Raw genomic sequence first — 25,256 nt, 5'->3', positions numbered from 1 at the left:
GAATAACCGGTTCAAGGCGTTGTGTGTTTCATGTAGTAAATGACAAATTCATCAAGCGGCATCGGTTTCGCATAGCGATATCCTTGCATGGAATCACATCCGATTTTACGAAGGAACGTCTCCTGGTACTCGGTTTCGACACCTTCGGCAACGAGCGCCATACCGAGTTGGCGGGCCATGGCGACAATGGTCGTCGTGACCATTTGATATTCGCGATTCTCTTCGAGTTGCATCGTGAACTCACGAGGGATCTTCAGTTCATCGATTGGATAGCGGACAAGGTATGCGAGTGAACTGTACCCTGTTCCGAAATCATCGATGGACAGCTTGATGCCGAGTGCTTTTAATTCTAAAATGCGATTTAATACACGATCTGAGTGATGTGCGGCAACGGTTTCCGTCAATTCAAAATTAAGGCGTGACGGCTCAATCGGGAACCGTTCGAATAGTGTTTTTAAATAATCAATCAAATGTTCATCGAACAACTGACGGACGGACAGGTTAACGGATAGTTTTGGTAAGTGGATGTCCCCTTGTTCAAATACATGAATCAATTGGAATGTCTCATGAATCATCCAACGACCTAAATCCTGAATGTGTCCAGTTTCTTCAGCGATCGGGATGAACTGACTTGGTGGAATGAACGCACCGTTATGTTGCCAGCGCATGAGCGCCTCTGCTCCGATGATCGCTTTCGTCGAGGCATCGACTTGAGGCTGAAGGAAAAGGGAGATCTCTCCTTTTTCAAGTGCGGTTTCGAGCCCTTCCATCAACACTTTTCGCTCTTCCTTGTCTTCCCGTAACTCCGGTTCAAACATGACGGTTTCGTCACGGCCTTTGTCTTTCGCACGATACATCGCCAAATCGGCATTCGACAGCAAGTGCTTTAATTTTTTCCCATGCTCCGGGAAACGGACGATCCCAATCGAGGCATGAACTTCGACGAGCGTCCCAGCCATATAATACGGGGGACGATAGACGAGCCGCCGCAATCGTTCCGTCAACATCTCATCGTCTCCATGTTCCGCGACGACGATAAACTCATCGCCTCCGAGTCGTCCGGCATATTCGTTCGGTAATAGTGCAGTCCGCAACCGTTTTCCGATATGTTGTAATAACTGGTCTCCCATATGATGACCGAATTGATCGTTGATTTCTTTAAATCCATCCAAATCGGAGAACATCAATGTGAACGTACGCCCTTCCTCAATCAAGCGTTCAATTTGCTCTTGAAGCGCGTAACGGTTATGAAGACCGGTCAAACTATCGAATTTAGCTTGATACAAAATTTGTTCTTGTTGCTCGATCATCTGGGTGATGTCTTTGGCGATGGCGTAGATGCCCTCGACTTCTCCATCGATAATCATCGGCACGTTGACCAATTGCCAGACGCGAGTCTCCCCTTCGTCGGTCATGACACGCACATCGATTGTTCGGGGACGACCGTTCGTCAACTCTTGAAGAATGATGGTATACGGTGCACGGTCTTTCGATTCAATGATGTCTAAGATGTTCGAGCCGAGTAGTGTTTCGGTTGTCAGTCCTAAGATGGAACTGCCGGCCTCGTTGACAGACAACACTTCGCCATGCAGGTCGAATAAGAAAATCGGTTCTGAATGGTAGGCGAAAAGCGAACGGTATTGCTGTTCACGGATTTCTAATTCATGTGCCTTCGTCGACACGGCAACTTCCAAGTCTGTGTTGACCGAATGCAAACGGTGACTGATGAGTGCGTTCTGCTTGGAGACGACAAACTGACGAATGAGCAACAAGAGGACGGCATTTGCGATCATCGAGTCCATCACGGATGTTCCGAGAAGGCGATCGGAAGCGAGTAAAAACATCATGACGACCACGCTATATAGCACATAATCGATTATGGAATCGTAGGCAAGTGCATCTTTTGATACATCATCGACCCAGTAGCTGATCGAGATGGTCAAGATACTACTGACTTGCAACAGATGAATCAATTCATGTGTGATTCCCGATAAGACAAACAACGTGTTAGCAATCGATGCAATCGTGAATCCAAGAATTCCGATGAGCAATAAAATGCGGAACTGTTGACCAGCTGAGACGACTCGATTTAAGTACAGGAATGCGAGCATCATATAGAGGCTGATGAGTAACATCTGCTCTTCAAATCCGCTCAACTGTGACACGAGCGAGACGTCTTGCGTTGAAAAGAACCAAATATGAAGTCCGCCAATCAAAAGGAAACTAAACAGGGCGAATAAATCGAATGTGCGCAGTTTCAAAGTACGAAACTCAATCGATTGCGTGATGACGATTAAAGCCATGATTAAATAAAAGAAATTTTGAAGGAACAACAAGGACTGCGTATTGTCGTTGGTTGAATGATAGTGCATCAGTAAGTACAGCGTGAAACATACATTTCCTGCACTGATCAAAACATGAATAAAACGCCGCATACCTCTATGTTTAAAAATTGCTACTCCGCTAATACCAATCGCGGCCCCGGATATGACGAGATAATAGATGAACAACGTGATCTGTCGTAAGTCGTGCGGGGTTAAAAATAAAAATAAAAGTCCGGTAGAAAAAGTTCCGATGAGAATCGCCGGAACGTATTGGCGCAACGAGTAAGCAGACAACTCATGCACCTCCTTCTTTATATGTATGGGGCTCTTATTTATTATCGGAACAGGTGAACAAAGATTACACAAAAAAATCGACAACAATCTATATTGTTGTCGAAAATTTTAGATTTAGAGTGTATAAGAGTGCTCTTTAAAGTTCCCGACGACTGAATCGATTTCGGATACAGTGACAAACGCCTCAGAATCAATCTCAGATACGATTTGACGAAGGCGAGGGATTTCATTGTTCTGGACGACGACGTACAGCATTTTTTTCGAATCGTTCGAATATCCGCCTGTCGCATCCATGATGGTGACGCCCCGTTTCAAATTCTGCTTGATGACCAAATTGATTTCGTCTGCTTTTTGACAAATGATGAAGCATTGCTTTTGGGCAGCGAAGAATTTATGAATCGTAAGTAGCGTTCGGGATCTGACGAAGCTTAACACAAGCGCGTACATGACAGCTTTGATGTCAAAGACGATGAAGACCAACACATAGACGATGATGTCTTGTGTCAGAAAGATTTTAGGCAACGACAAGTTTCGATTATTCATATAGATGACTTTCCCTAGAATGTCGAGTCCACCGGTGGAAGCTCCTGCAAAGAGGAGAAGTGCGAGTCCAAGCCCTGAAACGATTCCGCTGAACACCGAAGCGACGAGCGGATCATCGAGTGGGGTCGGGGGAATCAAGACTGGCAAACTATCGATGAGGATAGAGGAAAGTACGACGACAATTCCTGTCATCAAGATAAATCGACGTCCCAAATATTTTAGTCCCAATAAAAAGAGCGGGATATTAAGCACGAGCTGTGTCAAACCGATGGGAGTTCCAAACAGTTCATTCGTAATCAACGTGATTCCGACGATTCCCCCAGAACCGATTTCGTTTGGTTTGAGCAGTAAGCTGACAAAGACAGACTGAAGGATTGTCCCGGCAATGATGAACAGTACCGTTTCAAGGGCAACCCGTTTTCGAGATTTTGCATACATAGATAATGGCTAGGCCTGACGCCTCCTTTTTGTAAGTCTTCTGCAAGCGTACTGCTACTTTTACCTCATTTCAAGTCTCACATGTCATTATGGAATCGATCGATATCACTCGCTAATTGCTCATGTACGTAATCGATGACTTGAGCATCATCAAAAAGTCCGAGCGGGACATCGTCTGGAATCGCATCGAATGGGGAGACGAAGTACAGGATGGCCGCAACGAGCTCCTCTTGTTTATCGGCTTGCATCTCAAACTGCTCATTGTAGAGCGCACGTAACATATTCAGCATTTGTTTCATCTGGAAGTAAAGTGTCAGTTCTTCTTCACGCTCAATGTTACTGATTTCATTGGATGCCACATCGACTGTGACTTTTGCGAGTGCACGTTCACCTTGAACGAGCAAGTCGCCCAATTGTTCTCGGTCGCGGATGTCTTCCTTCGCTTGTTTTAAAAAGTGTGTGTATGTTGTTTTCCAATCTGCCATTTGGATTCCTCCTTCTTTCTTCATCTACTAATATGCCCGTTTTTGCGCATTGGTTGCAACTTTTCCTGAAATTTAAGAAAATAAAGATAACTGAAAAGGAGGAACGATACATATGTCTAAGATTTCGATGCCGACAGAGGCAGATTTCGCACGCTATGCAGAATTAGCGGTGAAAAAAGGTGTGAACATTCAACCTGGTCAACAATTAGAAGTACGTGCTGACATCAGTCAGGCACCACTCGTCCGTCACGTGGTGAAGGCTGCTTATGCGGCAGGAGCGAAACAGGTATTCGTCAACTGGAGCGACGAAGAAACAGGAAAGATCCGTTATTTCAATGCACCAGCGGATTCATTCAAAGAGTTTCCAGATTGGTTGAAGGCCCGTTTTGAGCAATTGGCTGAAGAGAAGACGGCATTCTTGTCAATCGTCAGTGATGACCCGGATGCGTTGAATGGTGTGGAATCGTCACGTATCTCGGATGCGAACCGTGCAGCAGGACAAGCGCTCGCGAAGTGGCGTCAATATGTGATGAGCGACAATGTGAGCTGGTCAATCGTCGCAGGTGCGTCAGAGGCGTGGGCACAAAAAGTATTCCCGGGACGTGATGATGCGGTTGCGGCATTATGGCAAGCCATCTTCGCAGCGACACGGATGGATCAAGAAGATGTCGTCGCGGCATGGGATACACACGATCAATCACTCCGTAGCCGTGCGAAGCTGTTGACAGAGAAGAAGTATGCGAAGCTTCATTACAAAGCACCAGGGACGGAACTGACAATCGGACTTCCGAAAAAACACGTCTTCCTTGGCGGTGGCGGCCCGAACGTCGATGGCATCGACTTTATCGCGAACATGCCGACGGAAGAGGTGTTCACGCTCGCAGATAAAGACTCTGTGGAAGGTCACGTGTCGAGCACAAAACCACTCAGCTACAGCGGGAACTTGATTGATGAGTTCACTCTTTGGTTTGAGGGTGGGAAAGTCGTCAAAGCGGAGGCGAAGAAAGGGCAAGCGGCTCTCGATGAATTGTTGAACATGGATGAGGGGGCGCGTCGTATCGGTGAAGTAGCGCTCGTTCCGGATGATTCGCCAATCTCGAACTCGGGTCTTCTCTTCTATAACACGTTGTTTGATGAGAATGCATCGTGTCACTTGGCGCTCGGCCGTGCGTACTCGACATGTCTCGAAGGTGGTCCTTCGATGTCACAAGAAGAGCTCGCGGCGAACGGTGCGAACGACTCGATGACACACGTTGACTTCATGATTGGTTCAGCCGAAATGAATATCGATGGTGAACGAGAAGACGGGACGCGTGAGGCAATCATGCGTGACGGGAACTGGGTCATCTAAACAAAAGAGCGAATTCCGAAAGTTACGGAATTCGCTCTTTTACGTGCAATCGTATAGATAGCGCAGTGCGTCAGGCAAGCGGCGGCGCCAGGCTGATTCGTTGTGAATCGCGTCTGGTTCGACCTCATATCGCAAGGCGATGCCTTTCTGCGCGATGACTTCAATCAGTTTCGCATTCGTGAATAGGTAGTCGCTTGGCGTGATTGGCCCGCTCTCTTCATTTGTGCCAATGTCCATATATAGTTTACCCGTGAACTCAGCTTGTTTCATTTCTCGAATCAACGGATCAAGATTGGCCCATGCCGCGGTGGAGAGCGAGCCAACTCGTCGAATAGAAGGATAGGTCGCCATCATGTATAAAGAGATGACACCTCCCATCGAGCTCCCCATGACCCCGACATCTTCTGGGTCAGTAGCGTACTCGCTGTCAATTCGTGGTTTTAATTCGTTCATGAGCCAATCAGTATACATACGACCTTGGCCACCGAGTGTCGGACGAGTTTTCGCCAGTTCAGGTCCAATCCGGCGATATAACATCTCATCTTCCTCATATGAATACTCATCGTAACGGTCTAGCCAGTTCGGGGCACTCGCGATGGCGACGACCATGAGCGGGAGTCGGAGCAGGTCGATGCAACGATCGATTTTCCAGCCTTCTCCATATGTAGCGGTGTTTCCAGAAAACACATTTTGTCCATCGTGCATATACAGGACGGGGAGCTGGGTGCTGACGTCGATCCAGTCTGGTCGAAATACGCGGACGATTCGCTTTTGACCACGTACCTTCTCCGTCGGAATCGACACGTTTAATTGTTCAATCATCTTTCGTCACCTCTTTCTACTTATATTGTGGAGAATCATGAACCAAAATACAATCGCTTGACTTGACTACCTACCGTTCGTTAGGTAAAGTGTGAGACAAGGAGAGTGAATGACATGAATACAAAAGAAAAAATCATGCAGTCTGCTCGCACACGCTTCGCACGGGAAGGTTACGAAGGGTTGTCACTAGCGGCAGTAGCGGAAGATGTAGGAATTCGCAAGCCGTCTTTATATGCCCATATCGATGGGAAGGAACAATTGTTCAAACAAGTCGTCGCAGATATGGCGAGTCGTTACGAAGAAGTATGGCAGACAACGTGTGACGATACGGTAGGACGACCACCTTTAGAACGAATCGAGTCAATTGTCAATACGCTCACGTCATTCTTTAGTGATCATGAGACATGGATGTTGACGAAACGAATGTTACTTGTCCCTCCTCCTGAGTTTCGAGAGTATATCGAGGAAGTCATCGGGACGGTCGAAACCAAGCTGAAACGATTTGAGAAAGAACAATTTCGACTGGCGATGGAGCGTGGCGATTTACCGGTACAATCGCTCGATGAACTATATGCTGCGTACTATTGCTTTTTAGATGGCGCCTTACTGTCGTTATTCACATTTGAAGAGAATCGGAATATGAGACAACAAGCTGCGTTTCGAATTTTCAAGAAAGGGGTGGGTTGGGATGAGTAAAGAGAAGGGTGCATGGATCTCCCTCCTGTTTGCAGGACTACTCGAAATCGTCTGGGCGACGACGATGAAGTTGTCTGAAGGCTTCACGGTTCTAGGTCCGACATTGTGGACGATCGTATTATTGATTCTTAGTTTCGGATTATTGGCGAAAGCGTTTCGGACGCTCCCTGCCGGTACGGGGTACGCCGTATTCACAGGAATCGGAGCGGTCGGCACAGTAATAGTTGGTGCCTTCTTATTTGACGAGGGGCTTAGTGGATGGAAACTAATACTTGTGACGACGTTGATTATCGGCATCATCGGATTGAAGCAAGTGACAGGAGGGGAAGAGGCATGAGTTGGGTTTATCTGATTGGAGCGGGAATTGCTGAAATGACAGCCGTTTTCTTTATGGGGAAATCGAAAGGATACCAGATTTTAAAGTGGTCGATTGCATCGATTTTATCGTTTGCGCTCAGCTTTTATTGGTTATCAAAATCACTTGAGGTCATTCCTCTTAGTCTTGCCTATTCTATCTGGGTAGGTATCGGCGCGGCAGGCGGCGTCATTTTAGGGATGCTCTATTTGAACGAATCGAAAAGTCGCTGGCGCATCTTTTATTTGACGCTGATTATCGGGAGTGTGGTCGGGTTAAAAGTTGTCTCGTAAAGGATTGAAATGTGCTGAAAACGGGAATTTATTACTTCAGATTATATGATGAAAAAAAGGGGGCGGAAAACGATGCATCTTGTCGAGTTGCAATCCGAACGTTTGCGGTTTGAACCGTATACGCTTTCTGATTTCTATTTTGTCAAATCGCTTCTCCAAGATCCACGGGTGATGCGCTTCATCAGTCCGGATGGGAGACCGTATACTGACGAACAGACGATTGAGTGGTTTGAACGTCAATTGGCCCGCTATGAGACAGGACGCCAAACGGGTCTCCTAAAGCTCATGACATTTGACAGTGATGAACCGATCGGTCACGCAGGTACGCTATTGCATGAATTGGACGGTAAACTTGAGTTGGAAGTCGGGTATTGGTTGTCGCCGAAGCATTGGCATATGGGATATGGTCGAGAAGCCGCCGCACGTCTGATGCAGCATGCTTTTACGGAAGGCGAGAAAGAGATTATTTCTCTGATTCATCCGGATAATGTTCCGTCTCAACGTGTCGCTAAGGCGAACGGTCTTCATTGGGATCGAGATACATTCTATAAGGACATGCTCGTCTCCGTTTATGCGGGCGATTTGGAGCGGTTATGTCGACATATCGACCGTCAACAAATGACACGATAAAAAAGTCTCTAAAAAAATAAAAAAAGTTGTTGCCAACTCAATAGTTTCTTGATATATTAATAGTGTCCTTAAGAGAGGACACGACCTGATTCTGTAGCTCAGCTGGGAGAGCGCTACCTTGACAGGGTAGAGGTCGCTGGTTCGAGCCCAGTCAGAATCACTTGGGTGCCAAACCCTCGAGAAACCCACCGGAACATGGGTTTCCGCGAAGCCACTTCTTGCGAGAAGTGGCTCTTTTTTTTGTATATTGACATGGCACGAAAGCAATTGGTATATTCCTTTCAATACATAATGAAACGGGGAATGCGACATGGTTCTAACGGGAACCCTCGTCAATGCCGCATTGATTGTCATCGGGGCATTGCTAGGTCTTTTATTTCACCGCATTCCGGAGCGTATGAAAGAGACGGTGACGGCGGCAATCGGGCTTGCGGTCATCTTGCTTGGGATTCAAATGGGGATGAAAAGTGAGAACTTCTTGATTGTCATCGGAAGTCTAGTCGTCGGGTCTGCGCTCGGGGAATGGTGGAAGTTAGATGAATTATTGAATGAAGTCGGTTATCGGCTCGAACGGCGCCTTGGGAGTCAATCGAGTGTAGCGGAGGGCTTCGTAACGGCCACGCTCATCTTCGTGATCGGGGCGATGGCCATTATCGGGGCGCTCGATAGTGGATTGCGCGGTGATCATGACGTGTTATACACGAAAGGATTGATTGATGGATTCACCGCTCTTGTGTTGAGTTCGACACTTGGGATCGGTGTCATGTTCTCCGCCGTTCCAGTACTGGTATATCAAGGAGGAATTGCGTTACTCGCCATTCAAATCATGAAATTTATTCCGGAATCGCTCATGGACAGTTTTATTTTAGAGATGACCGCAACCGGTGGGGTCATGATTGTGGCAATCGGCTTGAACTTGGTTGGAATCACTAAAATTCGCGTGGCCAACTTATTGCCAGGGATTTTAGTGGTAGGTTTGATTGTGTCCATCATACATACGATTAATTGAAAAAATGGATGGAAGCGAGTCGCTTCCATCCATTTTTATGGTTTCTCGATCGTTTCATGATCTTCTTTGGCACTTTCACGCAAGGCTGAAGCCATCACGTCAGCAAGGTTCCGTTCCCGAAGCACGCCGACGCCTCGGTCTGTCGGTCCGCCTGGAGCGGCCACGTCTGCAATCAGTTCATTCGTCTTCCGTGTTTCATGAGACAACAACTCAGCGGAGCCTTTCATCGCTTGGGCGACAATTTGACGCGCTGTCTGTTCATCGTAACCGACATCCGTTAGGACAGGCGTCATCGCACCCACGATTTCATAGAAGAAGGCTGGGCTGCACCCGGCAGCAGCCATAAAGGCCGACATCGTCTTCGCATCGGTGACGGCCGTTCGTCCGACCCGCTCAAACAGAGAAGTCGCTTTTGCGCGATCGGCCTCATCAGTTTCTGGACCGAACCATAGACCCGTCATCCCGCTCCGATAGGCGACAGGCGTGTTCGGCATGGCGCATACGGCTGGTAACCCTGAAGCCTCTTCTAACTGGCTCGGTTCGATATGTGCCGCGACCGAGACGAGTAACGGTGTCTTCCATTCTTTCGATTCTACATACGGCATGACGCCATCTGGTTGCATCGCTAATACGACGATGTCATAGTCGTTCACGTTTTCGTCCTCGACGATTTGAACGCCGAGTTCATCTTGTAGGAAGAGTAAACGCTCCCGGTCACTTCGGTTTGTCATTGTGATGTGTGTCGGTTCGATGCCCGAGTCGATCCACCCGCGAACGAGTGCCTCGCTCATCGATCCTGCACCGACCATTAGTAATTGATTCATCATTCGTCACCTCTTCTTTTCGATTCGGTCAATAGTTATGTTGACTATCATAACAAACATACACTCGAATATCGCCCATCTTGCTCATTTGTAAGGAGATGGAAAAGGATTTGACATCAGAATCGATGAACATGACAAACGTTTTAAATCGCGCTATGATGGCACTAATTCAAAAGAGTGAGGCGAAATCGTGTGAAACGTGTACTAGTAAAAGGGATTCAAGGTTACCAGCGTTTTATTTCACCATTAAAGCCGCCAACGTGCCGATTTTATCCGAGCTGTTCGCACTACGGAATCGAAGCGATCGAAAAACATGGGGCTGTCAAAGGCAGTTATTTAACCGCTCGCCGGCTCATTCGCTGCCAGCCGTTTCATCCAGGCGGGCTCGATTATGTTCCGGATACATTTGATTGGAAAGCGCCTTTACAACGAGAGAAACCTGAGTCACAGCGAGACGATTGAGTTCGTCTCGCTGTTTTTGTACAGAACGAAAAATGGATTAGTTGTTTTAGTACAATACTTTTGCATTGTTCTAAGTATTCTGAAAAAATAGAGGTGTACACTATTTTTCGGGGAAAGGGGATACGTTGTATGGGGCAATCATTTAGTGAATGGGTGGGTACGGCATCCAACTTTGTATGGGGACCACCGCTCTTGATTTTGCTTGTGGGAACAGGCATTTACTTCACGGTGCGTCTAGGTGGGATTCAAATCACCAAATTACCGTATGCGTTAAAATTGGCGTTTTCGAAAAATCAGGATCAATCCTCTAAAGGGGATATCAGTCACTTTCAGGCGCTCATGACCGCTCTGGCGGCGACCGTCGGTACGGGGAATATCGTCGGGGTGTCGACAGCGGTCGTATTAGGAGGACCAGGAGCCATCGTCTGGATGTGGGTGTCCGGTTTCTTTGGGATGGCGACGAAATACGCGGAGGCGGTTTTGGCCGTGAAGTATCGGGTCACCGATGAGCGCGGTCAGATGGCTGGTGGACCGATGTACTATCTAGAACGAGGATTGAATCAACGATGGTTAGCAGTCGCATTTGCGGCATTCGCATCGATCGCGGCGTTCGGTATTGGAAACGGGGTCCAAACGAACTCGGTCGCATTGGCCTTGAAAACGACATTCGATGTACCACTCTACATATCAGGGATTCTCATTATGATTTTTACAGGTGCGGTCATCCTTGGTGGCGTTCGTTCCATCGGGAAAGTGGTCAGTTACTTCGTCCCCGTCATGATTGCCTTCTACTTAGGTAGCGGTCTCATCATCATGGTGATGAATTACTCACTGATTCCGGATGCGTTCGCGCTCATCTTCAGCAGTACGTTCAGTGCAGAAGCAATCGGTGGAGGAGCCATCGGAGCTGCCATTCGATACGGGGTGGCGCGTGGTGTCTTCTCGAACGAAGCGGGTCTTGGCTCTGCTCCGATTGCAGCAGCGGCAGCGAAAACAGATATGCCGGGTCGTCAAGCGCTCGTCTCGATGACTCAAGTCTTCTTGGACACGCTTGTCGTCTGTTCGGTGACAGGGTTGACACTCGTCATGGGTGGTCAAATTGGGACAGGACTAGAAGGAGTCGAATTGACTTCAGCTACATTTGAACTGTTCCTCGGCCCGGCCGGCGGTTATATTGTCACGATTGGGCTCGTCCTGTTCGCTTATTCGACTGTGCTCGGTTGGTCGTATTACGGTGAGCGATCCATCCATTACTTGTTCGGACAAAAGTCGATCCTTCCGTATCGGATTGCTTTTGTGCTCGTCGCGGGACTCGGTGCCATGACGACGAACTTGAACTTGGTATGGGCGCTATCGGATGTCTTTAACGGCTTGATGGCCATCCCGAACTTGATCGGTCTCTTGTTCTTGTCGGGTGTTGTCATCGCCGAGACGAAGCGTTTTAACCAACAGCTTGAAATTGAAAATCGGAAAGTTTCCTAAACGGAAGGACGCCATCCTCATGAATCAGAGGGTGGCGTCTTTTGTTTCGCTTCCAATTCATCGAGTCGTGCTTTTTGTAAATGGTCAAATACTTTTGTGATAAATCCGACCATGATGCCGACCCCGGTCAATACATATCCGATGGTGAATATTTTTCCGACGTCGGTCTGCGGTGCAAAATCACCGTATCCGATGGTGGTCAGGGTGATGACGCTGAAGTAAAGTGCGTCCAACCAACGCATCGCCTCGAATCGGGTGTAAAAAAGTGTACCGGAGAGGACGGTAAGGAAGGCAAGACTGAATAAGACTTGGAACTCAGGGTCACGGAGACCACGCCAGATTCCGCGGACAATCCGGCGCAACGTCAGTAAGAACGGTAACATGTCACTCGCTCCTTTCGATATTAGGTTTGTTCGCTAACGACAAGGGAACATCCTCTATAGTTCGAAAAAAGAGAAAGGGTGAGTTGGATGGGGAAAGTCATACCGAAACAGGAAGGTCTCGACCATAGTGTCGATTTTTTACGGGAAGGATATTTGTTTGTCGCGAATCGACGCAAAAGTTTTCAGTCGAATATCTTTGAGTCGCGCCTGCTCGGGGAGCGCGTGATTTGCCTTGGAGGCGAAGAGGCGGCAGAAGTGTTCTATGATGCAAATAAATTCACGCGTCAGGATGCTGCGCCGAAACGTCTCCTCAAGACACTATTCGGAGAAGGGGGAGTCCAGACCTTAGACGGTTCGGAACATACGCATCGAAAACAGATGTTCATGTCATTGATGACAAAAGAAAATATAGATCGATTGCTCCGATTGACATATCGTGAGTGGAACCAGATTGAACGAATGGGAGAGGAGATCGTCTTATACGATATTGCACAAGAAGTGTTGATGAAAGCCGTATGTGAATGGTCGGGAGTTCCACTTGCGAAAGAAGAAGTGTGGAAGCGCACCGAAGAGATGAGGTTATTATTTGAATCGGGTACGTCTCTTGGTCCCACGTATTTACAAGGTCGAAAGGCACGAAGTTCCGCTGAATCCTGGATTCGTCAGATGGTAAAAGAAGTGCGGTCGAATCGATTATTGCCGAACGAACATACGGCGCTCTACGAGTTTTCGTGGCACCGGGATGAATCTGGAGAATTATTACCTGAAGAGGTGGTGGCGGTCGAAGTATTGAACATTCTTCGCCCGACTGTCGCAATCTCGGTTTATGTCCTCTTTACCGTCTTGGCTTTGCATCAGTTCCCGAATGTAAAAGAGCAGATAGAACGGGGAGAGGTCTCGAAAACAGAATTCGTTCAGGAAGTGAGACGGTTTTATCCATTCTTCCCTGTAGCCGCAGCTCGTGTCAAAACCGATTTTGAATGGGACGGCTATGCATTTCCAGAAGGGACGCTGACACTTCTTGATTTGTATGGTACGAATCATGATGTCTCTATTTGGACGGAACCAGATCGATTCGATCCCTCTCGTTTCAAAGATTGGAACGAGAGTCCGTTTAACTTTATTCCGCAAGGTGGGGGAGATGTAGATTTTGGACACCGATGTGCCGGTGAACATGTAACCATTGCAATTCTCGCACAAGTCATCGAGTTGTTTACTAAGGAATACGCCTACACAGTCCCGCCTCAAGACTTGAGCTATAGTTTTGTAGACATGCCGAGTCTGCCGAAAAGTAAATTGCGTTTGACTCAACTGACTCGAAATCAATAAAAAATCGCCTACTCCCATCGAGTAGGCGATTTTGAATTTACTTTGTTTGCAAATTTAGTCGTTTGGAGATGGGACGAATCGAGACCGATGAATCGATCATTCGATTATCCCGTTTCGGTTCATCTGTGCATTCAATCTGCCAGTCGGTGTCATGAAGCTCTTTTAGTCCGATGGCGATGTCGTATAGGGAATAGTTCGCATTTCCGTTAAGCTGATAGATGCCTGGTCCACGTTTTGTCAAAATTTCAAATAGCGCGTCTGCCGTGTCTGCTAAAAATGAACATGATGGATACCAATGCTCACTCGCTTGGATGACCCCTCGTTGCTTCATCTCGTTCGTGAAATAGTCCATCATATTATTCGATCCGGGCTCATCCCCGATTTGCCATCCGAGACGAACGATTTGAGCACCAGGGTTGGCGTTCACAATCACACGTTCGCAGTCACGCTTATACATTCCGTAATCATCCTCAGCATCTGGTGGCGTATCCGAGGAAATCGGTCCGGTCACTTCATCTGAAAAAATAGAAACCGTACTCGTGAACAGGAACGGAATATTCGCCTCACCACATAAACGAGCGAGCGTCTCGGCCCACTCCACCGCACCCATACCGATATGTAAAAAGTAGTTCGGTCGGATGCGATTGATAAATTCTCGCATTTCCTCTTCGTTTGTCGTGGACACTTGCTCGCGATTCCACGCAATTCCTTCGATTCCATGGCGCTGTAACGTTTCGGCAACGACGGGTGCGACGGTGCCGTTCATTCCTGTGATAATTGCTTTCATTTCGATTCTCCCCTTTCACTCTATATGATGCCACAAAACGAGTGTGGACAAACAACCGATATGTCAGGCTATGTTAGACTGGATGTTGGAGGGATCAATTATGAATATTCGACAAGCGACCAAACAAGACAGTAAACAAATTGCACCACTCATGTATCAAGCGATCCATGAGATTGCGTACACGTTGACAGCATCAACGGATACGTCTGAGGTATTGGAGCGACTGGCGATGTGGGTAGAGAAGCCAAACAATCGTTTAAGTCACGAAAACATCTGGGTGGCTGATTTTGAAGGGGAGGTGGCCGGAATGATCATCTCGTATCGTGGGGACAAAGCAGAAGAATTGGATCGACCGATTCGAGAATGGTTGACGGCGTATGGAAGTGAGGAAGCGGTGGACGTAGAAACGGAAGGTTATGTCCAATACATTGATTCTCTGGCTGTCGCAGAGGCGTTTGGCGGTCGTGGAATTGGGACGAAGTTAATTGAACATGTTTGTCTCGTTGCGAAAGAGCGCGGTGTGCCCGTCGTCACATTGAACGTGGACCAAGAAAATCCTGCGGCACATCGCTTATACACACGTCTCGGATTCCATAAGGAAAAAGAAATCAACATTTCCGGGGCAAGATTTGACTATATGATCAAAGAAATCAATTCGACTCCTTTCTCGGTCTAAAAGCGGGTGCGCAAACTTCTTTTCTCGACTATACTAAGGGCTTGAGGAAAGATATACGTAAAGGAGATACATTATGGAGTGGAAGAATATCTGGCGTGGGATGGCCATGGGAACGAGTGATTTAATTCCTGGTGTAAGCGGCGGTACCATCGCAGTCATTTTGGGCATCTACGATCAACTTATCGAAGCGATTAGCGGCGTTTTTAGCCGATATTGGAAGAAATATATTGGGTTCTTGATTCCATTGGCAATTGGAATGGGGACAGCCATTATCGCGCTCAGTCGCGTCATTGAATACTTGTTACTTGAGTACTACGCACCGACACAGTTTTTCTTTATCGGATTGATTTTAGGGATTATTCCACTTCTATTCGTGGAATTTAAATCACGCGCATCGATTCGTCCGGTCCATGTCATTGCCATGGTTGTCGCAACCATCCTTGTCGCGAGTATGGCATTTCTGAATCCGGTTGATTCGTCGATTATGACAGACGTGACGTTTGGAACGGCACTTCTCTTATTCTTCTCCGGCTGGTTAGGCAGCATGGCGATGTTGCTTCCTGGAATTAGCGGTTCATTCGTCTTGTTGTTAATTGGTGTTTATCCAACCGTCATCAGCGCCATCTCAAACTTCAATCTGTTGATTATCGGGATTGTCGGTGCTGGAGTGGCCGTCGGCTTTATTGTAAGTAGTAAAGTCATTCGTTACTTGTTGGCGAATTTCCCGGGGATGACGTTCTCCGTCATTATCGGATTGGTCATCGGCTCACTCGCCGTCGTGTTTCCGGGTGTACCAGCTTCCGGAGTCATGTGGATACTCAGTATCGTCGCATTCATTGCGGGGGTCATCGTCGTCCGATTACTCAGCAAATATTCTGTCTAAATGAAAAAGGGGTCCAGCGATGAGCCGGACTCCTTTTTAATAGATGAAGGGGAAGAGGCGCTTGCGCGTCTTCGACCAGGATTGGTAAGACTGACCGAAATGGCGAATGAGCATACCTTCCTCGATTCGAATGCGGTACAGTAACGCAAGCGAGGTGAGACCCGCACCAATCAATGCAATCCCCCAATGAATAAAGTATAGCGAGAATCCGAACGCGATTAATAACAACCCAGTGTAAAGAGGGTGGCGTAAGTAACGATACGGTCCCGAGCTGACGAGTTCGTCTTCCGGTCGGACGACGACATGTCGTGTGAATTGATGACGTAAGTGTAAAATTCCCCAATAACGTAACGACACGCCGGCTATGTAAAATGTGAGTCCAATGATTCGTTGAACCGTTGGAGGCTGTGATTCGAACATAAACGAGGAAACAAGAGACAAACCAAAGACGCCGATCATCGTCGTCGCTACAAAGTAAAAGCTTTTTCGCTCGACAGCCCCGTCTGATGCCTCTTTTCGATTACGAAATTGCCACGTTTCAACTAGCCAAAAAAATGATCCGACGATTAATAGGAGATCCATCCAATCCATCACGCACATCCTCCCTTTTGATTCATGTTTCATTACCCGACCTACGCATAAGAAAAACCCAATCCATCACGACGATATTCGAAAAGAATTGTCAAAGTAATGAAAACAGGTTATTATCTAATGAGAATGATTATCATTTTTATATACATAGAGAGGAAGGGTGCGACGATGAACGAGGAAGTATTCGACGTGACGATTATCGGTGGGGGACCGGCTGGATTGTATGCCGCTTTTTACAGCGGTTTACGGGGCATGAAGACAAAAATAATCGAATTTCAGCCTTTTTTAGGTGGGAAAGTACACGTCTATCCAGAGAAAATGGTCTGGGATGTGGGTGGACTTCTTCCGACGACTGGGGCAAAACTGATTGACCAACTCGTCGAGCAAGGCCTCACCTTCTCTCCGACGGTCCTTCTTGGCGAGAAGGTGGAGTCGATTTCCAAACGCTCAGACGATTTATTCGGAATTGACACGACGAACGGTCACCACATTTCCAAAACCGTCATCGTTGCGACCGGAAGTGGAATCCTCAAACCGCATAAGGTTGAAGTGAGCGGAGCGGAGCGGTTCGAATTGTCGAACCTCCATTACACGGTTAAATCACTCGGTCGCTTTAAGGGCAAGCGCGTCTTGATATCGGGTGGCGGCAATAGTGCTGTCGATTGGGCGAATGCGCTCGAGCCGATTGCAGAGCAGGTCGTGTTGACGTATCGGAAAGAAGAACTCAGTGGACATGAAGCACAAGTTGAAAAAATTAAGCAGAGTCGAGTTGACTGTTGCCCACAATCGAAAGTAACGGATTTGATTTCTCACGATGGGAAGTCGATTCAACAAGTTCTTTTGACTCATGTCGAAACAGGGGAGACGAACGTAATCGATGTCGATGAAGTGGTCATCAATCACGGATACGAACAAGACGCAGAGCTACTTCAGAACAGCGAACTACAGGTTGACATGAAGGATGGATTTTATGTGAAAGGGAATTCAGGTAGCGAGTCATCCGTACCGGGATTGTACGCTGCGGGTGATATTCTCACGCATGAAGGGAAAGTACATCTCATCGCGGGAGCGTTTCAAGATGCTGCGAATGCGGTGAACCGGGCCAAAACATACATTGACCCGAATGCTACCGCTACCGCAATGGTGTCCTCTCACAATGAACGGTTGAAAGAGAAGAATCGTCAAATCATAGAAGAAACTATCATGAAGCAGTAAGAGGGGGACTCTTACTGCTTTTCTTTAGGGTAATCACAAAGCTCGGTAATCACACCGCCTGAATGTCGCGGGTCCATGTAGATTAAGCGTCTACCTTTCGCCGTCGTACGTAGGGTGTCTTCTAAAAAGGTGATGCCGTTCTGTTTGTGAGCGGCAATCGCTTCATCCAAATCATCGACACGGTAGGCGATATGATGGACACCCTTCCCTCGAGCTTTCATGAACCGGGCAATCGGACTCGTCTTACTAGTCGGACGTAACAATTCGATGACATCCTCTCCAATATGAATGACGGCCAACTCGGTCTCTACCCCGATTGCCGTGTTCGTATAGCGGTCCACGAGTTTTCCTCCTAAGACCGTCGTATAAAATGTGATTGCCTCGTCTAAGTCTCGAACGGCAATCCCAGTATGATCGATATGCATGTATATTCCTCCTCCTTCTTCAGTTTGCCTAAAGTTGAACAAAATGTCACTTCACAACGTTTCACGCTTATCCGATATAATAGGAGAGGGAGGGACAGCGAAATGAACGGAAAAATCACGATGGGTTTGGTGGGCACTTTCGCCCTTGTATCATTTGTGTTTGGACTCTCGCTTGCGACGTTTGTCGACTATCGCATCAATGAAGAACAGGTTGTCCTTGAACGATTAACGACCCATAAACAGATTGGTCCGACCGAGTTGCTGTCTACCGAGGTTGACTTTCACTTAAATGGGTCGAATTATGCGATTCGTTTTAAAGATGAACCAAACATTACGTATTGGTTCAACGTCGTCGATCGCAAAATTAAGTTCGACCGGATTGAATCACTCGATTTGAGAGACACGGGGCTTCGGACAGAACTGTTTGAAGCGATGCCGCCTCTAGCGATGGAGTCGACTACTGCTGCAGAATAAAAGACGTCGAATGAACAACTTTTTCCTTTGAGAAAGAGTTGGTTTGCTCGACGTCTTTTGATTGTTATAAATAAATCGGGGTCGGTGGTGCCTGTAGCGTGTACGTATAACGACAAATATTTGAGATTTGGGTACCGTGGCGTCGAAGTATATAAGTCAAATCAGGTTGCAGATTTGTTGCTGAAATATGTGCCTCTTCAATGTATCGGAACATGTAGAAAAATTTTTGTTGAAGGAATGAAATGGCGTCCCTCAATAAAGGCTCATCACAATCAACATGCATCTCCTGTATTGAAATATGGTACATATGTAAGCGAACTTTCATGATTCCAATCACTTGTCGATTCCACTTCACGGAATAGAACAATGTTTGCTGGCGAACTTCTCGTGCGAATTGTTCATCTGTCATTGACATGGCACTCGGAAGGAGATGACAATGCTCATTTCGAAATGTGAGCCAATCGGCTCTTCTTGAATAGTCCACTAATTCGAGTGTCCAATCGCTATGAGTTGCTTTCTCACACGGGATGAACGGTAGATGATACGTTTTCGTTTGATGGAATACTTGAAATCCTGCTGCTTCATATATTCGAAGCTTATCTTGATTTTGATAGTCTTCCTCCTGAAGATAGTACGTGATCGGGTACGTCGTTTCTCGACTTCGCTCATAGATCAAACGGTGAAGTAGTCCGCGAAAGACGTGACGATCACAATATGTGGCTTGAGAAAGGCGAATGGCATGTTCCGTCTCAAGATGTTCGTCGTTTGCGACGATTGAAGCGAGCGGGGCATCGCGATTGAGTGCAACATAGACGTGATGATGTGAGGGGAGGGAGAGAAGCAAAGGGACCTTGCTTAAAGGATATAGCGACTGAATGGAAATACGCTCATGTAACGGTAATTGCCTGCATTCTACAAAACGTAGCGCTCGTTTCACGAAGAATCCTTCTTTCTTTATCAAATGATAAGTACAAATAAATTGTAAGCGCTATCTTGCATCGAGGGGTGTGGCAGTATGATGAAACCTGACTCGAGAAAAAATCAATTACGCCAGAAAAAGGTTCGAGTAAAATAGAACATATCCGTTCAATACAATGAAATGGATTTCGTTTCATCGTTCATCTGTGAGATTCGTCAAATGTCAGCGCAATGAACGGATGAGACGTGCTATACTTAAACACAATGAAAACACGGAGTAGGAGTATATGATGAAATACATTTATCAACTGATTCTGGTTTCTGTGCTTTGGTTGACAGTAACACCGTCTGCAGCCATGGCCGAGACAGAGCCGGTCGTCATTCATGAAAATATCATTGTCGAAGAAGATGTAGAAATTCATGAAGGATTTCAATCGCCGAATGAAATGGTGTATTTGTTCGTATTAATTGTATTGTTATCTGTCATCGGACTTGGCATGATGAATACGATTGAATAACGTGAAAACGTTCACAAAAATGCAATAAGTGATTTGGTAACGGTTACAATCGTTCCCTTATACTTATATGTGTAGGAAGAAAGTTCTGCACCAACTTTCTGTCCTCCTTTTCAAATGAACACCCCTCGTTCATATCATGTATTGGAGTCAATCGATCCCATCGATTGACTCCCTTTTTTTAAAATCGAATTCGTTTTTCTTTGGCAATGCGCTTTAAGCGCTTCGTCTCACTAGTGTGTCCGTGACTCTCTAAAAAGTCGACATATACCCGAAATGGTTCGGAGCGATGAGAAAAGAATGGAATATATTCAGCGAACAATTTTTGTTCCGCTTCTTTCAAATTCCCTTCAGCGACGAGAAGACGGAGTTCTAACATCTTGAGTGCTTGATAGTTTTCGAGCGCGGTATCCTCTGTTTGGGACTTTTCTAACATCCGATCGCAAAGTTTTAAGAGGCGGGAGTGGATGAGTTTTCTTGTATTGGCATGACTGTGTTCGATAGGTAGCGTTGAGAGTAAATCGATTCGTGTAGAATCAACATCTTTTGGCACGTGGAGTGCGGTGTATAGGGCGCGGTCAATCCAAACGGTATCAATCGGGGCATCGAGCTGATAATAGTGAATGAGTTGTTTGAGCATGGTGACTTGTGAAATTTTTAAAAGACGAAATGGGTCACTCGTAGAGAAGAGCGGTTCTTCGCCAGCCGATGTAGAGAGGAGGTAAAACATTTCTTCATACATCGTCCGTGCTTCTGTATATTCCTCTGCGTAATGTGCTAAATCGCGAATGATTTTTTTAGCGTGGATGTACCAATTTTTTTGGTCGCGTTCTGACATGACTTGATTCGGACGAATGTACAAATGTTCATACGCAGAATTAACAAACCGTTCCGCCAAGGTGATGGTTTGCGAGAGCGAATGTCGCTCTTCAGAATTTTTTTTCTCTTTATAGCGCGTGTATTGGCTGATCATAAAATCAAAATCTTGATCATCAATCACATCTTTAGGAGTGTGGCGGTACATTTCGACGAGCAAATCGCGTAACGTCGCCTCGCCATACTGTTCTAACAACACGCGTAACTTTCCGATGCGCATCAGCTCTCCTCCTTTCAGTCAAGCTTCTCGAGGGAAATCTCGATTTGGGCAGACAACAATTATTATTCCTTTCCCGGTTTTCATCTGAAACAATCATTTGCTCTCATGCTTAAGACGGATTTTCGTAAGAAACGTTGTCAGATGATGGCTAGTTCGGGATAATAGAGAAAAATTGATAAAGTTGAGGATCATAATGATGAAAGATGAACAACATTTATCGCGTGTTGAACGTAGAAAGCGCGAATTAGAACAACAAGAAATCGAATCGTCTCGTGTGGACCATGGTCAAGCGGACGAGCCCTCTATACATGCACAATCTGAACAACAGCGTGAACGGGTAACGCGCCAATCAGAACATCCCTTTTTAAATGAACAAACGAAAGAATCTCCAAGGACGAAAAATGGGACGGCAAAGTCGAGTCGGAAACGACTGCCCCGGGTTTCATTATTTTCGAAACGGAAATCATCTCGTCCAACATCCCGACAGACGACGAGACCATCGAAACCATCTACTCCCGCTAAACGAGAAACGGATCATGCGTCTAAACAACCAACGAAACGAAAGCGTAAATGGAAAGGGAAAGCTGTCCTTTTCCTACTTGCGATGCTACTGATTGTTGGATATTTTGCGACTGCTCCATTCACATTCCTCATTATGGGGAGCGATGCGCGGGTAGGGGAATCGTTGTCAGGATCTCGTACAGACTCCCTGCAGTTGATGGAGTTCGTACCACGTTCTGGGACTGTTCAGAACGTATCGATTCCACGTGATACGTATACAGCGATTCCATGTGAACCTGAACGGGAAGGTGACAAAATTACGCATGCGTTCGCGTTCGGCGGCGCAGAGTGTACGATTGGTGCCGTGGAAGGGCTGACCGATGCCTCGGTCGATGGACAAGTCGTCATCACGTTCGAATCGTTCATGGAATTGATTGATTTGATTGGTGGGGTGAATGTCACGGCGACGCATTCGTTTAGCGAGAAAGGGTTCAACCAGACGTATGAGTATACAGAAGGTGTTTCCTATGCAATGGATGGAGACATGGCCTTGGCGTATGCGAGACACCGTAAATCGGATACGGATGGAGCGCGTTCGAATCGTCAAACGGAGGTCATGACAGCTGTCGCTGAAAAGCTGGCGAGTCCTTCAGGTTGGACAAAAATTCCGGCTACGTACCGCTTCATGAAAGAAGAAATGGGACTTGAGATGAACGTCTTGCAAATGGCATCTGTCGGATTGACGATGATCTCGAATCCTGAGGTGAATAAGATGCAAGTCGAGGGTCAAGATGCTTATATCAATAACGTGTATTACTATGAACCGTTAGAAGAGAGCGTGCAGGCGATTCGAGACGCCCTTGATTTATCCGTTTGGGGTACTGTCAGATAATTTTAAGAAAAGGGTTTGATTCTGACTTGAAAGAGGAATTTTAATCAAATGAACTACTCTTTTGAGGAGGGAAATTTGAATGAAAGTTTTAGTCATTGGAGCAACAGGAAAGATCGGGAAACGTGTATTGAAAAGCCTGGCGAAAACCCATCAAGTGACCGCTTTAATTCGTTATCCTGAACTACAAGCAGAGTACGAGAAAATGGGTGCACACGTATTGACGGTTGATGTCGAGACAGAACTCGAGAAGAAAGTACATGAGGCGACAAGTGGACAAGATGCCGTTATTATTGCGGCAACTGCCGGCGCGGATGGTTCGAGCACTGAAATTGAACTGCTTGACCGAAACGTTGCGATGAATGCCATCGATGCCGCCAAGAAGGAACGGGTACGTCATGTCGTCTTACTCAGTGCCTATGGCGCCGATCAACCGAACGCTGCACCGAAAGAACTCTTCAACTTTCTGTCAGCTAATAATGCCGCTGACGAGTATATCGAACATAGCGGTTTGAACTATACGATTATTTGCCCAGTGACCATTGTCGATGAACCGAGTAAAGGTTCAATCGAAGCATCAGAGGACTTGAATGATGCGGATGGTGCGACGATTTCCGAAACGGATGTCGCGACTGTCATCGCAGCGTCTCTTGACAACCGGGGTCTGTACGGTCGCCGAATCGAAATCAAGTCTGGTAGCACACCGATTAATGAAGCGCTCGACTTTGAAGGGCGTGGAGAGGTTGCGAACGGCGGAAGAACGACATTACGTCGACCACAACGATCATAATGAGTTGAGGAGAAGATGACATGGAACGGAAACTTTATAAAGACCCAAACAATAAAATGATTGCCGGTGTTTGTTCAGGGCTTGGAAACTATCTCGGGGTGGACGTCACCATTATGCGTGTCCTATTTGTGGCGATGGCCCTTCTCGGTGGCCCGGGACTCCTCATTTATATCATTCTGGCGCTCATCATGAAAAAGCCGGTGTCAGAATATGAAGCCGAACAAGACGATCGCTTCTAAACCAAAAAATCAATCCGACAAGACGTCGGATTGATTTTTTTAGTTCTCCACGTATAATGTGTAACTCGCTTCAAACGTCTCATTTGGTGCAAGAAGTTGGATCCCTTCTTTGTGTAGGAAATCTTTTCGATGTCCTTTATAATCTGCATGTCCGAACCAAGGTTCCAAACAGACGAACGGAGCGTCTTTCTGCGGCGGAGACCAGATGCCGAAATGCGTGAAAGAGGGACTTTCCATCACGATGGCTGCGCCGGTCGGTTGATGTCGGAGTGCAGCATACTCAATCTTTTCAAAAATGAGTGCGTCGTCGTCAAATAACCACCGAGTGAGGGGGATATACTGACGCTCTCCGAGTGGTTGATACGCGCCTGTTAAATAAGGACCCTCGAGCAAGTAGCGATCGAGAGAGCGGATTTCGCCGAAATCGATCACGTAGTCTTCAAATGTCCCACCCATGAACGGAATATTGAATGCAGGATGACCACCGATGCTAAACGGTAACGTCGCTTCGCCCGGGTTATGGACTCGATACGTCACAATCACTTCTTCGCCCACAAGTTGATAGGACACGGACAGTGTGAATGGGAATGGATAGTGTTGACGCGATTCCGATGTATCGTTCAATGTGAAGCGGACCGACGTGGCTGTAGAAGATTCGATTTCGAACATAGCGTCCCGGGCGAATCCGTGTTGACTCATCGTATAGGTGTTTCCCTCATATACATATTGATCATCGAGCAACCGCCCGACAATCGGGAAGAGGATCGGGGCTTGTCGTCCCCAGTAGGTCGGGTCCCCTTGCCATAAGAGTTCAGTTCCAGATACTTTCCAACTCGTCATTTCAGCACCTTGTGCCTTTAAGGTAATCTGTATTTTCTCGTTTTGTAGTTGCACAATCCATACGCTCCTTTACGGGTTTATGATAAGTTAAGTGTAGAAATCTTAAGTAAAACAAACAAGGGGTAAATGATGCGCTTACAAAGAATTGGTATTGGAACGCTGATCCTTCTATTGATTGCTGGCCTCGCATATAAAGGCTACGAGGAATATATGATGACACAAAAGAAAGAAGAGGCGGTTCCGATCGTCCAAGATGAATCGGTATTAGGAGGACTCGAAGTGGGGCAACAAGCCCCAGACTTCACATTAAATACGTTAGATGAGGAGAAGATGACCCTTTCTGAGTTCCAAGGACAGCCGGTCGTCATTAACTTTTGGGCCTCTTGGTGTCCACCGTGCCGGGAGGAGTTCCCTGAACTTGTATCGTTTGAAGAAGCGACAGGCATCCCAGTACTTGGTGTGAACGTCACCAAAAATGAGCGACGAGGAAAAGAGGACGTGGAGGCATTCTTGAATGAGTATCCCGTCGATTTTCCGATTCTGTTAGATGAAGAGGCCGCTGTCGAGCAGCGATATCGAGTTGTCGCATTACCGACAACGTACGTTCTAGATGCAAAAGGAATCATCGTGGCGAAAAAAACGGGTCCGGTTGACGAGGCATGGCTCCAACAACAACTTGACGACATTTCAGAGTGAC

The 25,256-nt window shown here is 46.8% G+C and carries 30 protein-coding genes and 1 tRNA gene; 19 read left to right on the top strand and 12 right to left on the bottom strand.

The genetic code is table 11. From position 1 onward, the window contains the following. Positions 1 to 11 precede the first annotated feature (11 nt). The 3 genes from KD909_RS12130 to KD909_RS12120 all read right to left on the bottom strand — a co-directional run bounded on the left by KD909_RS12130 (position 12) and on the right by KD909_RS12120 (position 4,084). Positions 12 to 2,627, bottom strand: coding sequence for a putative bifunctional diguanylate cyclase/phosphodiesterase (locus tag KD909_RS12130; RefSeq protein ID WP_249199035.1), 2,616 nt, complete (start codon positions 2,625 to 2,627; stop codon positions 12 to 14). Positions 2,628 to 2,732: 105 nt separating this feature from the next. After that, positions 2,733 to 3,599: a YitT family protein gene (locus KD909_RS12125; RefSeq protein WP_015880767.1), complete on the bottom strand. Its 867-nt coding sequence runs from the start codon at positions 3,597 to 3,599 to the stop codon at positions 2,733 to 2,735. A gap of 77 nt (positions 3,600 to 3,676) precedes the next feature. Beyond that, a complete protein-coding gene (locus KD909_RS12120) occupies positions 3,677 to 4,084 on the bottom strand; it encodes a YkvA family protein (RefSeq protein ID WP_015880768.1) in 408 nt (135 codons plus the stop codon). 112 nt (positions 4,085 to 4,196) lie between these two features. Between KD909_RS12120 and KD909_RS12115 the strand changes: the two genes are divergently transcribed. Further along, on the top strand, positions 4,197 to 5,435 hold the full coding sequence (locus KD909_RS12115) for an aminopeptidase (protein WP_015880769.1): 1,239 nt from the start codon (positions 4,197 to 4,199) through the stop codon (positions 5,433 to 5,435). 39 nt (positions 5,436 to 5,474) lie between these two features. Here the strand turns inward: KD909_RS12115 and KD909_RS12110 are convergent, their stop codons facing one another. Beyond that, positions 5,475 to 6,257 carry an alpha/beta hydrolase gene (locus KD909_RS12110; protein ID WP_211781697.1) on the bottom strand — a complete coding sequence of 261 codons (783 nt, stop codon included), beginning with the start codon at positions 6,255 to 6,257 and terminating at the stop codon, positions 5,475 to 5,477. A 114-nt stretch (positions 6,258 to 6,371) separates the two neighbouring features. Here KD909_RS12110 and KD909_RS12105 point away from each other — a divergent pair, with 114 nt between their 5' ends. From KD909_RS12105 to KD909_RS12080, 6 genes are all read left to right on the top strand, one after another. Further along, positions 6,372 to 6,953 (top strand): TetR/AcrR family transcriptional regulator, encoded by a 582-nt coding sequence (locus KD909_RS12105; protein ID WP_211781696.1) that lies wholly within the window; start codon positions 6,372 to 6,374, stop codon positions 6,951 to 6,953. Then, a complete protein-coding gene (locus tag KD909_RS12100; protein WP_031420984.1) occupies positions 6,946 to 7,290 on the top strand; it encodes a DMT family transporter in 345 nt (114 codons plus the stop codon). The genes KD909_RS12105 and KD909_RS12100 overlap by 8 nt, the downstream gene beginning before the upstream one ends. Next, positions 7,287 to 7,601 carry a DMT family transporter gene (locus KD909_RS12095; RefSeq protein ID WP_211781695.1) on the top strand — a complete coding sequence of 105 codons (315 nt, stop codon included), beginning with the start codon at positions 7,287 to 7,289 and terminating at the stop codon, positions 7,599 to 7,601. The genes KD909_RS12100 and KD909_RS12095 overlap by 4 nt, the downstream gene beginning before the upstream one ends. Before the next feature lie 72 nt (positions 7,602 to 7,673). Further along, positions 7,674 to 8,231 (top strand): GNAT family N-acetyltransferase, encoded by a 558-nt coding sequence (locus KD909_RS12090; RefSeq protein WP_211781694.1) that lies wholly within the window; start codon positions 7,674 to 7,676, stop codon positions 8,229 to 8,231. Positions 8,232 to 8,318: 87 nt separating this feature from the next. Then, a tRNA-Val gene (locus tag KD909_RS12085) sits at positions 8,319 to 8,391 on the top strand. A gap of 150 nt (positions 8,392 to 8,541) precedes the next feature. After that, positions 8,542 to 9,240 carry a DUF554 domain-containing protein gene (locus KD909_RS12080; protein ID WP_211781693.1) on the top strand — a complete coding sequence of 233 codons (699 nt, stop codon included), beginning with the start codon at positions 8,542 to 8,544 and terminating at the stop codon, positions 9,238 to 9,240. Between the two features lie 35 nt (positions 9,241 to 9,275). Here KD909_RS12080 and KD909_RS12075 read toward each other — a convergent pair whose 3' ends face one another. Then, entirely contained in the window at positions 9,276 to 10,064 is a 789-nt protein-coding gene (locus KD909_RS12075; protein WP_041918139.1) for a pyrroline-5-carboxylate reductase family protein, read from the bottom strand. A gap of 192 nt (positions 10,065 to 10,256) precedes the next feature. Between KD909_RS12075 and yidD the strand changes: the two genes are divergently transcribed. Both yidD and KD909_RS12065 read left to right on the top strand, forming a co-directional pair. Continuing rightward, positions 10,257 to 10,526: a membrane protein insertion efficiency factor YidD gene (yidD, locus tag KD909_RS12070; protein ID WP_015880777.1), complete on the top strand. Its 270-nt coding sequence runs from the start codon at positions 10,257 to 10,259 to the stop codon at positions 10,524 to 10,526. A 129-nt stretch (positions 10,527 to 10,655) separates the two neighbouring features. Further along, a complete protein-coding gene (locus KD909_RS12065) occupies positions 10,656 to 12,008 on the top strand; it encodes an alanine/glycine:cation symporter family protein (RefSeq protein WP_211781692.1) in 1,353 nt (450 codons plus the stop codon). Positions 12,009 to 12,025: 17 nt separating this feature from the next. Here KD909_RS12065 and KD909_RS12060 read toward each other — a convergent pair whose 3' ends face one another. Beyond that, positions 12,026 to 12,391 (bottom strand): potassium channel family protein, encoded by a 366-nt coding sequence (locus KD909_RS12060; protein ID WP_211781691.1) that lies wholly within the window; start codon positions 12,389 to 12,391, stop codon positions 12,026 to 12,028. An 87-nt stretch (positions 12,392 to 12,478) separates the two neighbouring features. Between KD909_RS12060 and KD909_RS12055 the strand changes: the two genes are divergently transcribed. Further along, positions 12,479 to 13,720 carry a cytochrome P450 gene (locus tag KD909_RS12055; RefSeq protein WP_211781690.1) on the top strand — a complete coding sequence of 414 codons (1,242 nt, stop codon included), beginning with the start codon at positions 12,479 to 12,481 and terminating at the stop codon, positions 13,718 to 13,720. A 37-nt stretch (positions 13,721 to 13,757) separates the two neighbouring features. Here the strand turns inward: KD909_RS12055 and KD909_RS12050 are convergent, their stop codons facing one another. Further along, the gene (locus tag KD909_RS12050; RefSeq protein ID WP_211781689.1) at positions 13,758 to 14,507 is read right to left on the bottom strand and encodes a sugar nucleotide-binding protein; all 750 of its coding nucleotides are present in this window, start codon (positions 14,505 to 14,507) and stop codon (positions 13,758 to 13,760) included. Positions 14,508 to 14,607: 100 nt separating this feature from the next. Here KD909_RS12050 and KD909_RS12045 point away from each other — a divergent pair, with 100 nt between their 5' ends. Then, complete coding sequence (locus KD909_RS12045) at positions 14,608 to 15,183, top strand: GNAT family N-acetyltransferase (RefSeq protein WP_211781688.1); 576 nt, start codon at positions 14,608 to 14,610, stop codon at positions 15,181 to 15,183. Positions 15,184 to 15,256: 73 nt separating this feature from the next. Then, the gene (locus KD909_RS12040) at positions 15,257 to 16,066 is read left to right on the top strand and encodes a DUF368 domain-containing protein (protein WP_015880783.1); all 810 of its coding nucleotides are present in this window, start codon (positions 15,257 to 15,259) and stop codon (positions 16,064 to 16,066) included. A 36-nt stretch (positions 16,067 to 16,102) separates the two neighbouring features. Here KD909_RS12040 and KD909_RS12035 read toward each other — a convergent pair whose 3' ends face one another. Further along, positions 16,103 to 16,657, bottom strand: a complete 555-nt coding sequence (locus KD909_RS12035) for a methyltransferase family protein (RefSeq protein ID WP_211781687.1) — start codon at positions 16,655 to 16,657, stop codon at positions 16,103 to 16,105. Positions 16,658 to 16,825: 168 nt separating this feature from the next. Between KD909_RS12035 and KD909_RS12030 the strand changes: the two genes are divergently transcribed. Further along, positions 16,826 to 17,872 carry an NAD(P)/FAD-dependent oxidoreductase gene (locus tag KD909_RS12030; protein WP_211781686.1) on the top strand — a complete coding sequence of 349 codons (1,047 nt, stop codon included), beginning with the start codon at positions 16,826 to 16,828 and terminating at the stop codon, positions 17,870 to 17,872. A gap of 11 nt (positions 17,873 to 17,883) precedes the next feature. On the opposite strand, the gene KD909_RS12025 is transcribed toward KD909_RS12030, so the two are convergent. Then, positions 17,884 to 18,297: a VOC family protein gene (locus tag KD909_RS12025; RefSeq protein ID WP_015880786.1), complete on the bottom strand. Its 414-nt coding sequence runs from the start codon at positions 18,295 to 18,297 to the stop codon at positions 17,884 to 17,886. A gap of 102 nt (positions 18,298 to 18,399) precedes the next feature. On the opposite strand from KD909_RS12025, the gene KD909_RS12020 reads away from it, so the two are divergent. Next, positions 18,400 to 18,771 carry a hypothetical protein gene (locus KD909_RS12020; protein WP_015880787.1) on the top strand — a complete coding sequence of 124 codons (372 nt, stop codon included), beginning with the start codon at positions 18,400 to 18,402 and terminating at the stop codon, positions 18,769 to 18,771. 64 nt (positions 18,772 to 18,835) lie between these two features. On the opposite strand, the gene KD909_RS12015 is transcribed toward KD909_RS12020, so the two are convergent. Continuing rightward, a complete protein-coding gene (locus KD909_RS12015) occupies positions 18,836 to 19,708 on the bottom strand; it encodes a hypothetical protein (RefSeq protein ID WP_211781685.1) in 873 nt (290 codons plus the stop codon). 271 nt (positions 19,709 to 19,979) lie between these two features. Between KD909_RS12015 and KD909_RS12010 the strand changes: the two genes are divergently transcribed. Continuing rightward, on the top strand, positions 19,980 to 20,207 hold the full coding sequence (locus tag KD909_RS12010) for a hypothetical protein (RefSeq protein ID WP_031421006.1): 228 nt from the start codon (positions 19,980 to 19,982) through the stop codon (positions 20,205 to 20,207). Positions 20,208 to 20,385: 178 nt separating this feature from the next. Here KD909_RS12010 and KD909_RS12005 read toward each other — a convergent pair whose 3' ends face one another. Continuing rightward, positions 20,386 to 21,300: a hypothetical protein gene (locus tag KD909_RS12005; protein WP_211781684.1), complete on the bottom strand. Its 915-nt coding sequence runs from the start codon at positions 21,298 to 21,300 to the stop codon at positions 20,386 to 20,388. Between the two features lie 196 nt (positions 21,301 to 21,496). On the opposite strand from KD909_RS12005, the gene KD909_RS12000 reads away from it, so the two are divergent. The 3 genes from KD909_RS12000 to KD909_RS11990 all read left to right on the top strand — a co-directional run bounded on the left by KD909_RS12000 (position 21,497) and on the right by KD909_RS11990 (position 23,719). Continuing rightward, a complete protein-coding gene (locus tag KD909_RS12000) occupies positions 21,497 to 22,693 on the top strand; it encodes an LCP family protein (RefSeq protein ID WP_249199034.1) in 1,197 nt (398 codons plus the stop codon). A gap of 79 nt (positions 22,694 to 22,772) precedes the next feature. Next, a complete protein-coding gene (locus KD909_RS11995; protein WP_015880792.1) occupies positions 22,773 to 23,480 on the top strand; it encodes an SDR family oxidoreductase in 708 nt (235 codons plus the stop codon). A gap of 20 nt (positions 23,481 to 23,500) precedes the next feature. Next, positions 23,501 to 23,719 (top strand): PspC domain-containing protein, encoded by a 219-nt coding sequence (locus KD909_RS11990; RefSeq protein ID WP_074037769.1) that lies wholly within the window; start codon positions 23,501 to 23,503, stop codon positions 23,717 to 23,719. Between the two features lie 39 nt (positions 23,720 to 23,758). Here KD909_RS11990 and KD909_RS11985 read toward each other — a convergent pair whose 3' ends face one another. Continuing rightward, a complete protein-coding gene (locus KD909_RS11985) occupies positions 23,759 to 24,613 on the bottom strand; it encodes an aldose 1-epimerase family protein (protein WP_211781682.1) in 855 nt (284 codons plus the stop codon). Between the two features lie 75 nt (positions 24,614 to 24,688). Between KD909_RS11985 and KD909_RS11980 the strand changes: the two genes are divergently transcribed. Beyond that, complete coding sequence (locus KD909_RS11980; protein WP_249199033.1) at positions 24,689 to 25,255, top strand: TlpA family protein disulfide reductase; 567 nt, start codon at positions 24,689 to 24,691, stop codon at positions 25,253 to 25,255. Position 25,256: the final 1 nt, after the last annotated feature.

Origin of the sequence: Exiguobacterium sp. PFWT01, from assembly GCF_018255795.1 — a bacterium.
In the GTDB taxonomy this organism is placed as follows: domain Bacteria; phylum Bacillota; class Bacilli; order Exiguobacteriales; family Exiguobacteriaceae; genus Exiguobacterium.
The sequence above is the reverse complement of the archived record's forward strand: the minus strand, read 5'-3'. Positions and strand labels throughout refer to the sequence as shown.

Bases quoted from the DNA above. Each gene is read 5' to 3' on its own strand.
- KD909_RS12025 (WP_015880786.1), bottom strand. From the start codon at position 18,297: ATGCATATCGATCATACTGGGATTGCCGTTCGAGACTTAGACGAGGCA.
- KD909_RS12055 (WP_211781690.1), top strand. From the start codon at position 12,479: ATGGGGAAAGTCATACCGAAACAGGAAGGTCTCGACCATAGTGTCGAT.
- KD909_RS12080 (WP_211781693.1), top strand. From the start codon at position 8,542: ATGGTTCTAACGGGAACCCTCGTCAATGCCGCATTGATTGTCATCGGG.
- KD909_RS12075 (WP_041918139.1), bottom strand. From the start codon at position 10,064: ATGAATCAATTACTAATGGTCGGTGCAGGATCGATGAGCGAGGCACTC.
- KD909_RS12010 (WP_031421006.1), top strand. From the start codon at position 19,980: ATGAAATACATTTATCAACTGATTCTGGTTTCTGTGCTTTGGTTGACA.
- KD909_RS12105 (WP_211781696.1), top strand. From the start codon at position 6,372: ATGAATACAAAAGAAAAAATCATGCAGTCTGCTCGCACACGCTTCGCA.
- KD909_RS12095 (WP_211781695.1), top strand. From the start codon at position 7,287: ATGAGTTGGGTTTATCTGATTGGAGCGGGAATTGCTGAAATGACAGCC.
- KD909_RS12020 (WP_015880787.1), top strand. From the start codon at position 18,400: ATGAACGGAAAAATCACGATGGGTTTGGTGGGCACTTTCGCCCTTGTA.
- KD909_RS12050 (WP_211781689.1), bottom strand. From the start codon at position 14,507: ATGAAAGCAATTATCACAGGAATGAACGGCACCGTCGCACCCGTCGTT.
- KD909_RS12005 (WP_211781684.1), bottom strand. From the start codon at position 21,300: ATGCGCATCGGAAAGTTACGCGTGTTGTTAGAACAGTATGGCGAGGCG.
- KD909_RS12125 (WP_015880767.1), bottom strand. From the start codon at position 3,599: ATGTATGCAAAATCTCGAAAACGGGTTGCCCTTGAAACGGTACTGTTC.
- KD909_RS12035 (WP_211781687.1), bottom strand. From the start codon at position 16,657: ATGGATTGGATGGATCTCCTATTAATCGTCGGATCATTTTTTTGGCTA.
- KD909_RS12030 (WP_211781686.1), top strand. From the start codon at position 16,826: ATGAACGAGGAAGTATTCGACGTGACGATTATCGGTGGGGGACCGGCT.
- KD909_RS11995 (WP_015880792.1), top strand. From the start codon at position 22,773: ATGAAAGTTTTAGTCATTGGAGCAACAGGAAAGATCGGGAAACGTGTA.
- KD909_RS12110 (WP_211781697.1), bottom strand. From the start codon at position 6,257: ATGATTGAACAATTAAACGTGTCGATTCCGACGGAGAAGGTACGTGGT.
- KD909_RS12040 (WP_015880783.1), top strand. From the start codon at position 15,257: ATGGAGTGGAAGAATATCTGGCGTGGGATGGCCATGGGAACGAGTGAT.
- KD909_RS11980 (WP_249199033.1), top strand. From the start codon at position 24,689: ATGCGCTTACAAAGAATTGGTATTGGAACGCTGATCCTTCTATTGATT.
- KD909_RS12000 (WP_249199034.1), top strand. From the start codon at position 21,497: ATGAAAGATGAACAACATTTATCGCGTGTTGAACGTAGAAAGCGCGAA.
- KD909_RS12090 (WP_211781694.1), top strand. From the start codon at position 7,674: ATGCATCTTGTCGAGTTGCAATCCGAACGTTTGCGGTTTGAACCGTAT.
- KD909_RS12060 (WP_211781691.1), bottom strand. From the start codon at position 12,391: ATGTTACCGTTCTTACTGACGTTGCGCCGGATTGTCCGCGGAATCTGG.
- KD909_RS12115 (WP_015880769.1), top strand. From the start codon at position 4,197: ATGTCTAAGATTTCGATGCCGACAGAGGCAGATTTCGCACGCTATGCA.
- KD909_RS11990 (WP_074037769.1), top strand. From the start codon at position 23,501: ATGGAACGGAAACTTTATAAAGACCCAAACAATAAAATGATTGCCGGT.
- KD909_RS12045 (WP_211781688.1), top strand. From the start codon at position 14,608: ATGAATATTCGACAAGCGACCAAACAAGACAGTAAACAAATTGCACCA.
- KD909_RS12120 (WP_015880768.1), bottom strand. From the start codon at position 4,084: ATGGCAGATTGGAAAACAACATACACACACTTTTTAAAACAAGCGAAG.
- KD909_RS12065 (WP_211781692.1), top strand. From the start codon at position 10,656: ATGGGGCAATCATTTAGTGAATGGGTGGGTACGGCATCCAACTTTGTA.
- KD909_RS12100 (WP_031420984.1), top strand. From the start codon at position 6,946: ATGAGTAAAGAGAAGGGTGCATGGATCTCCCTCCTGTTTGCAGGACTA.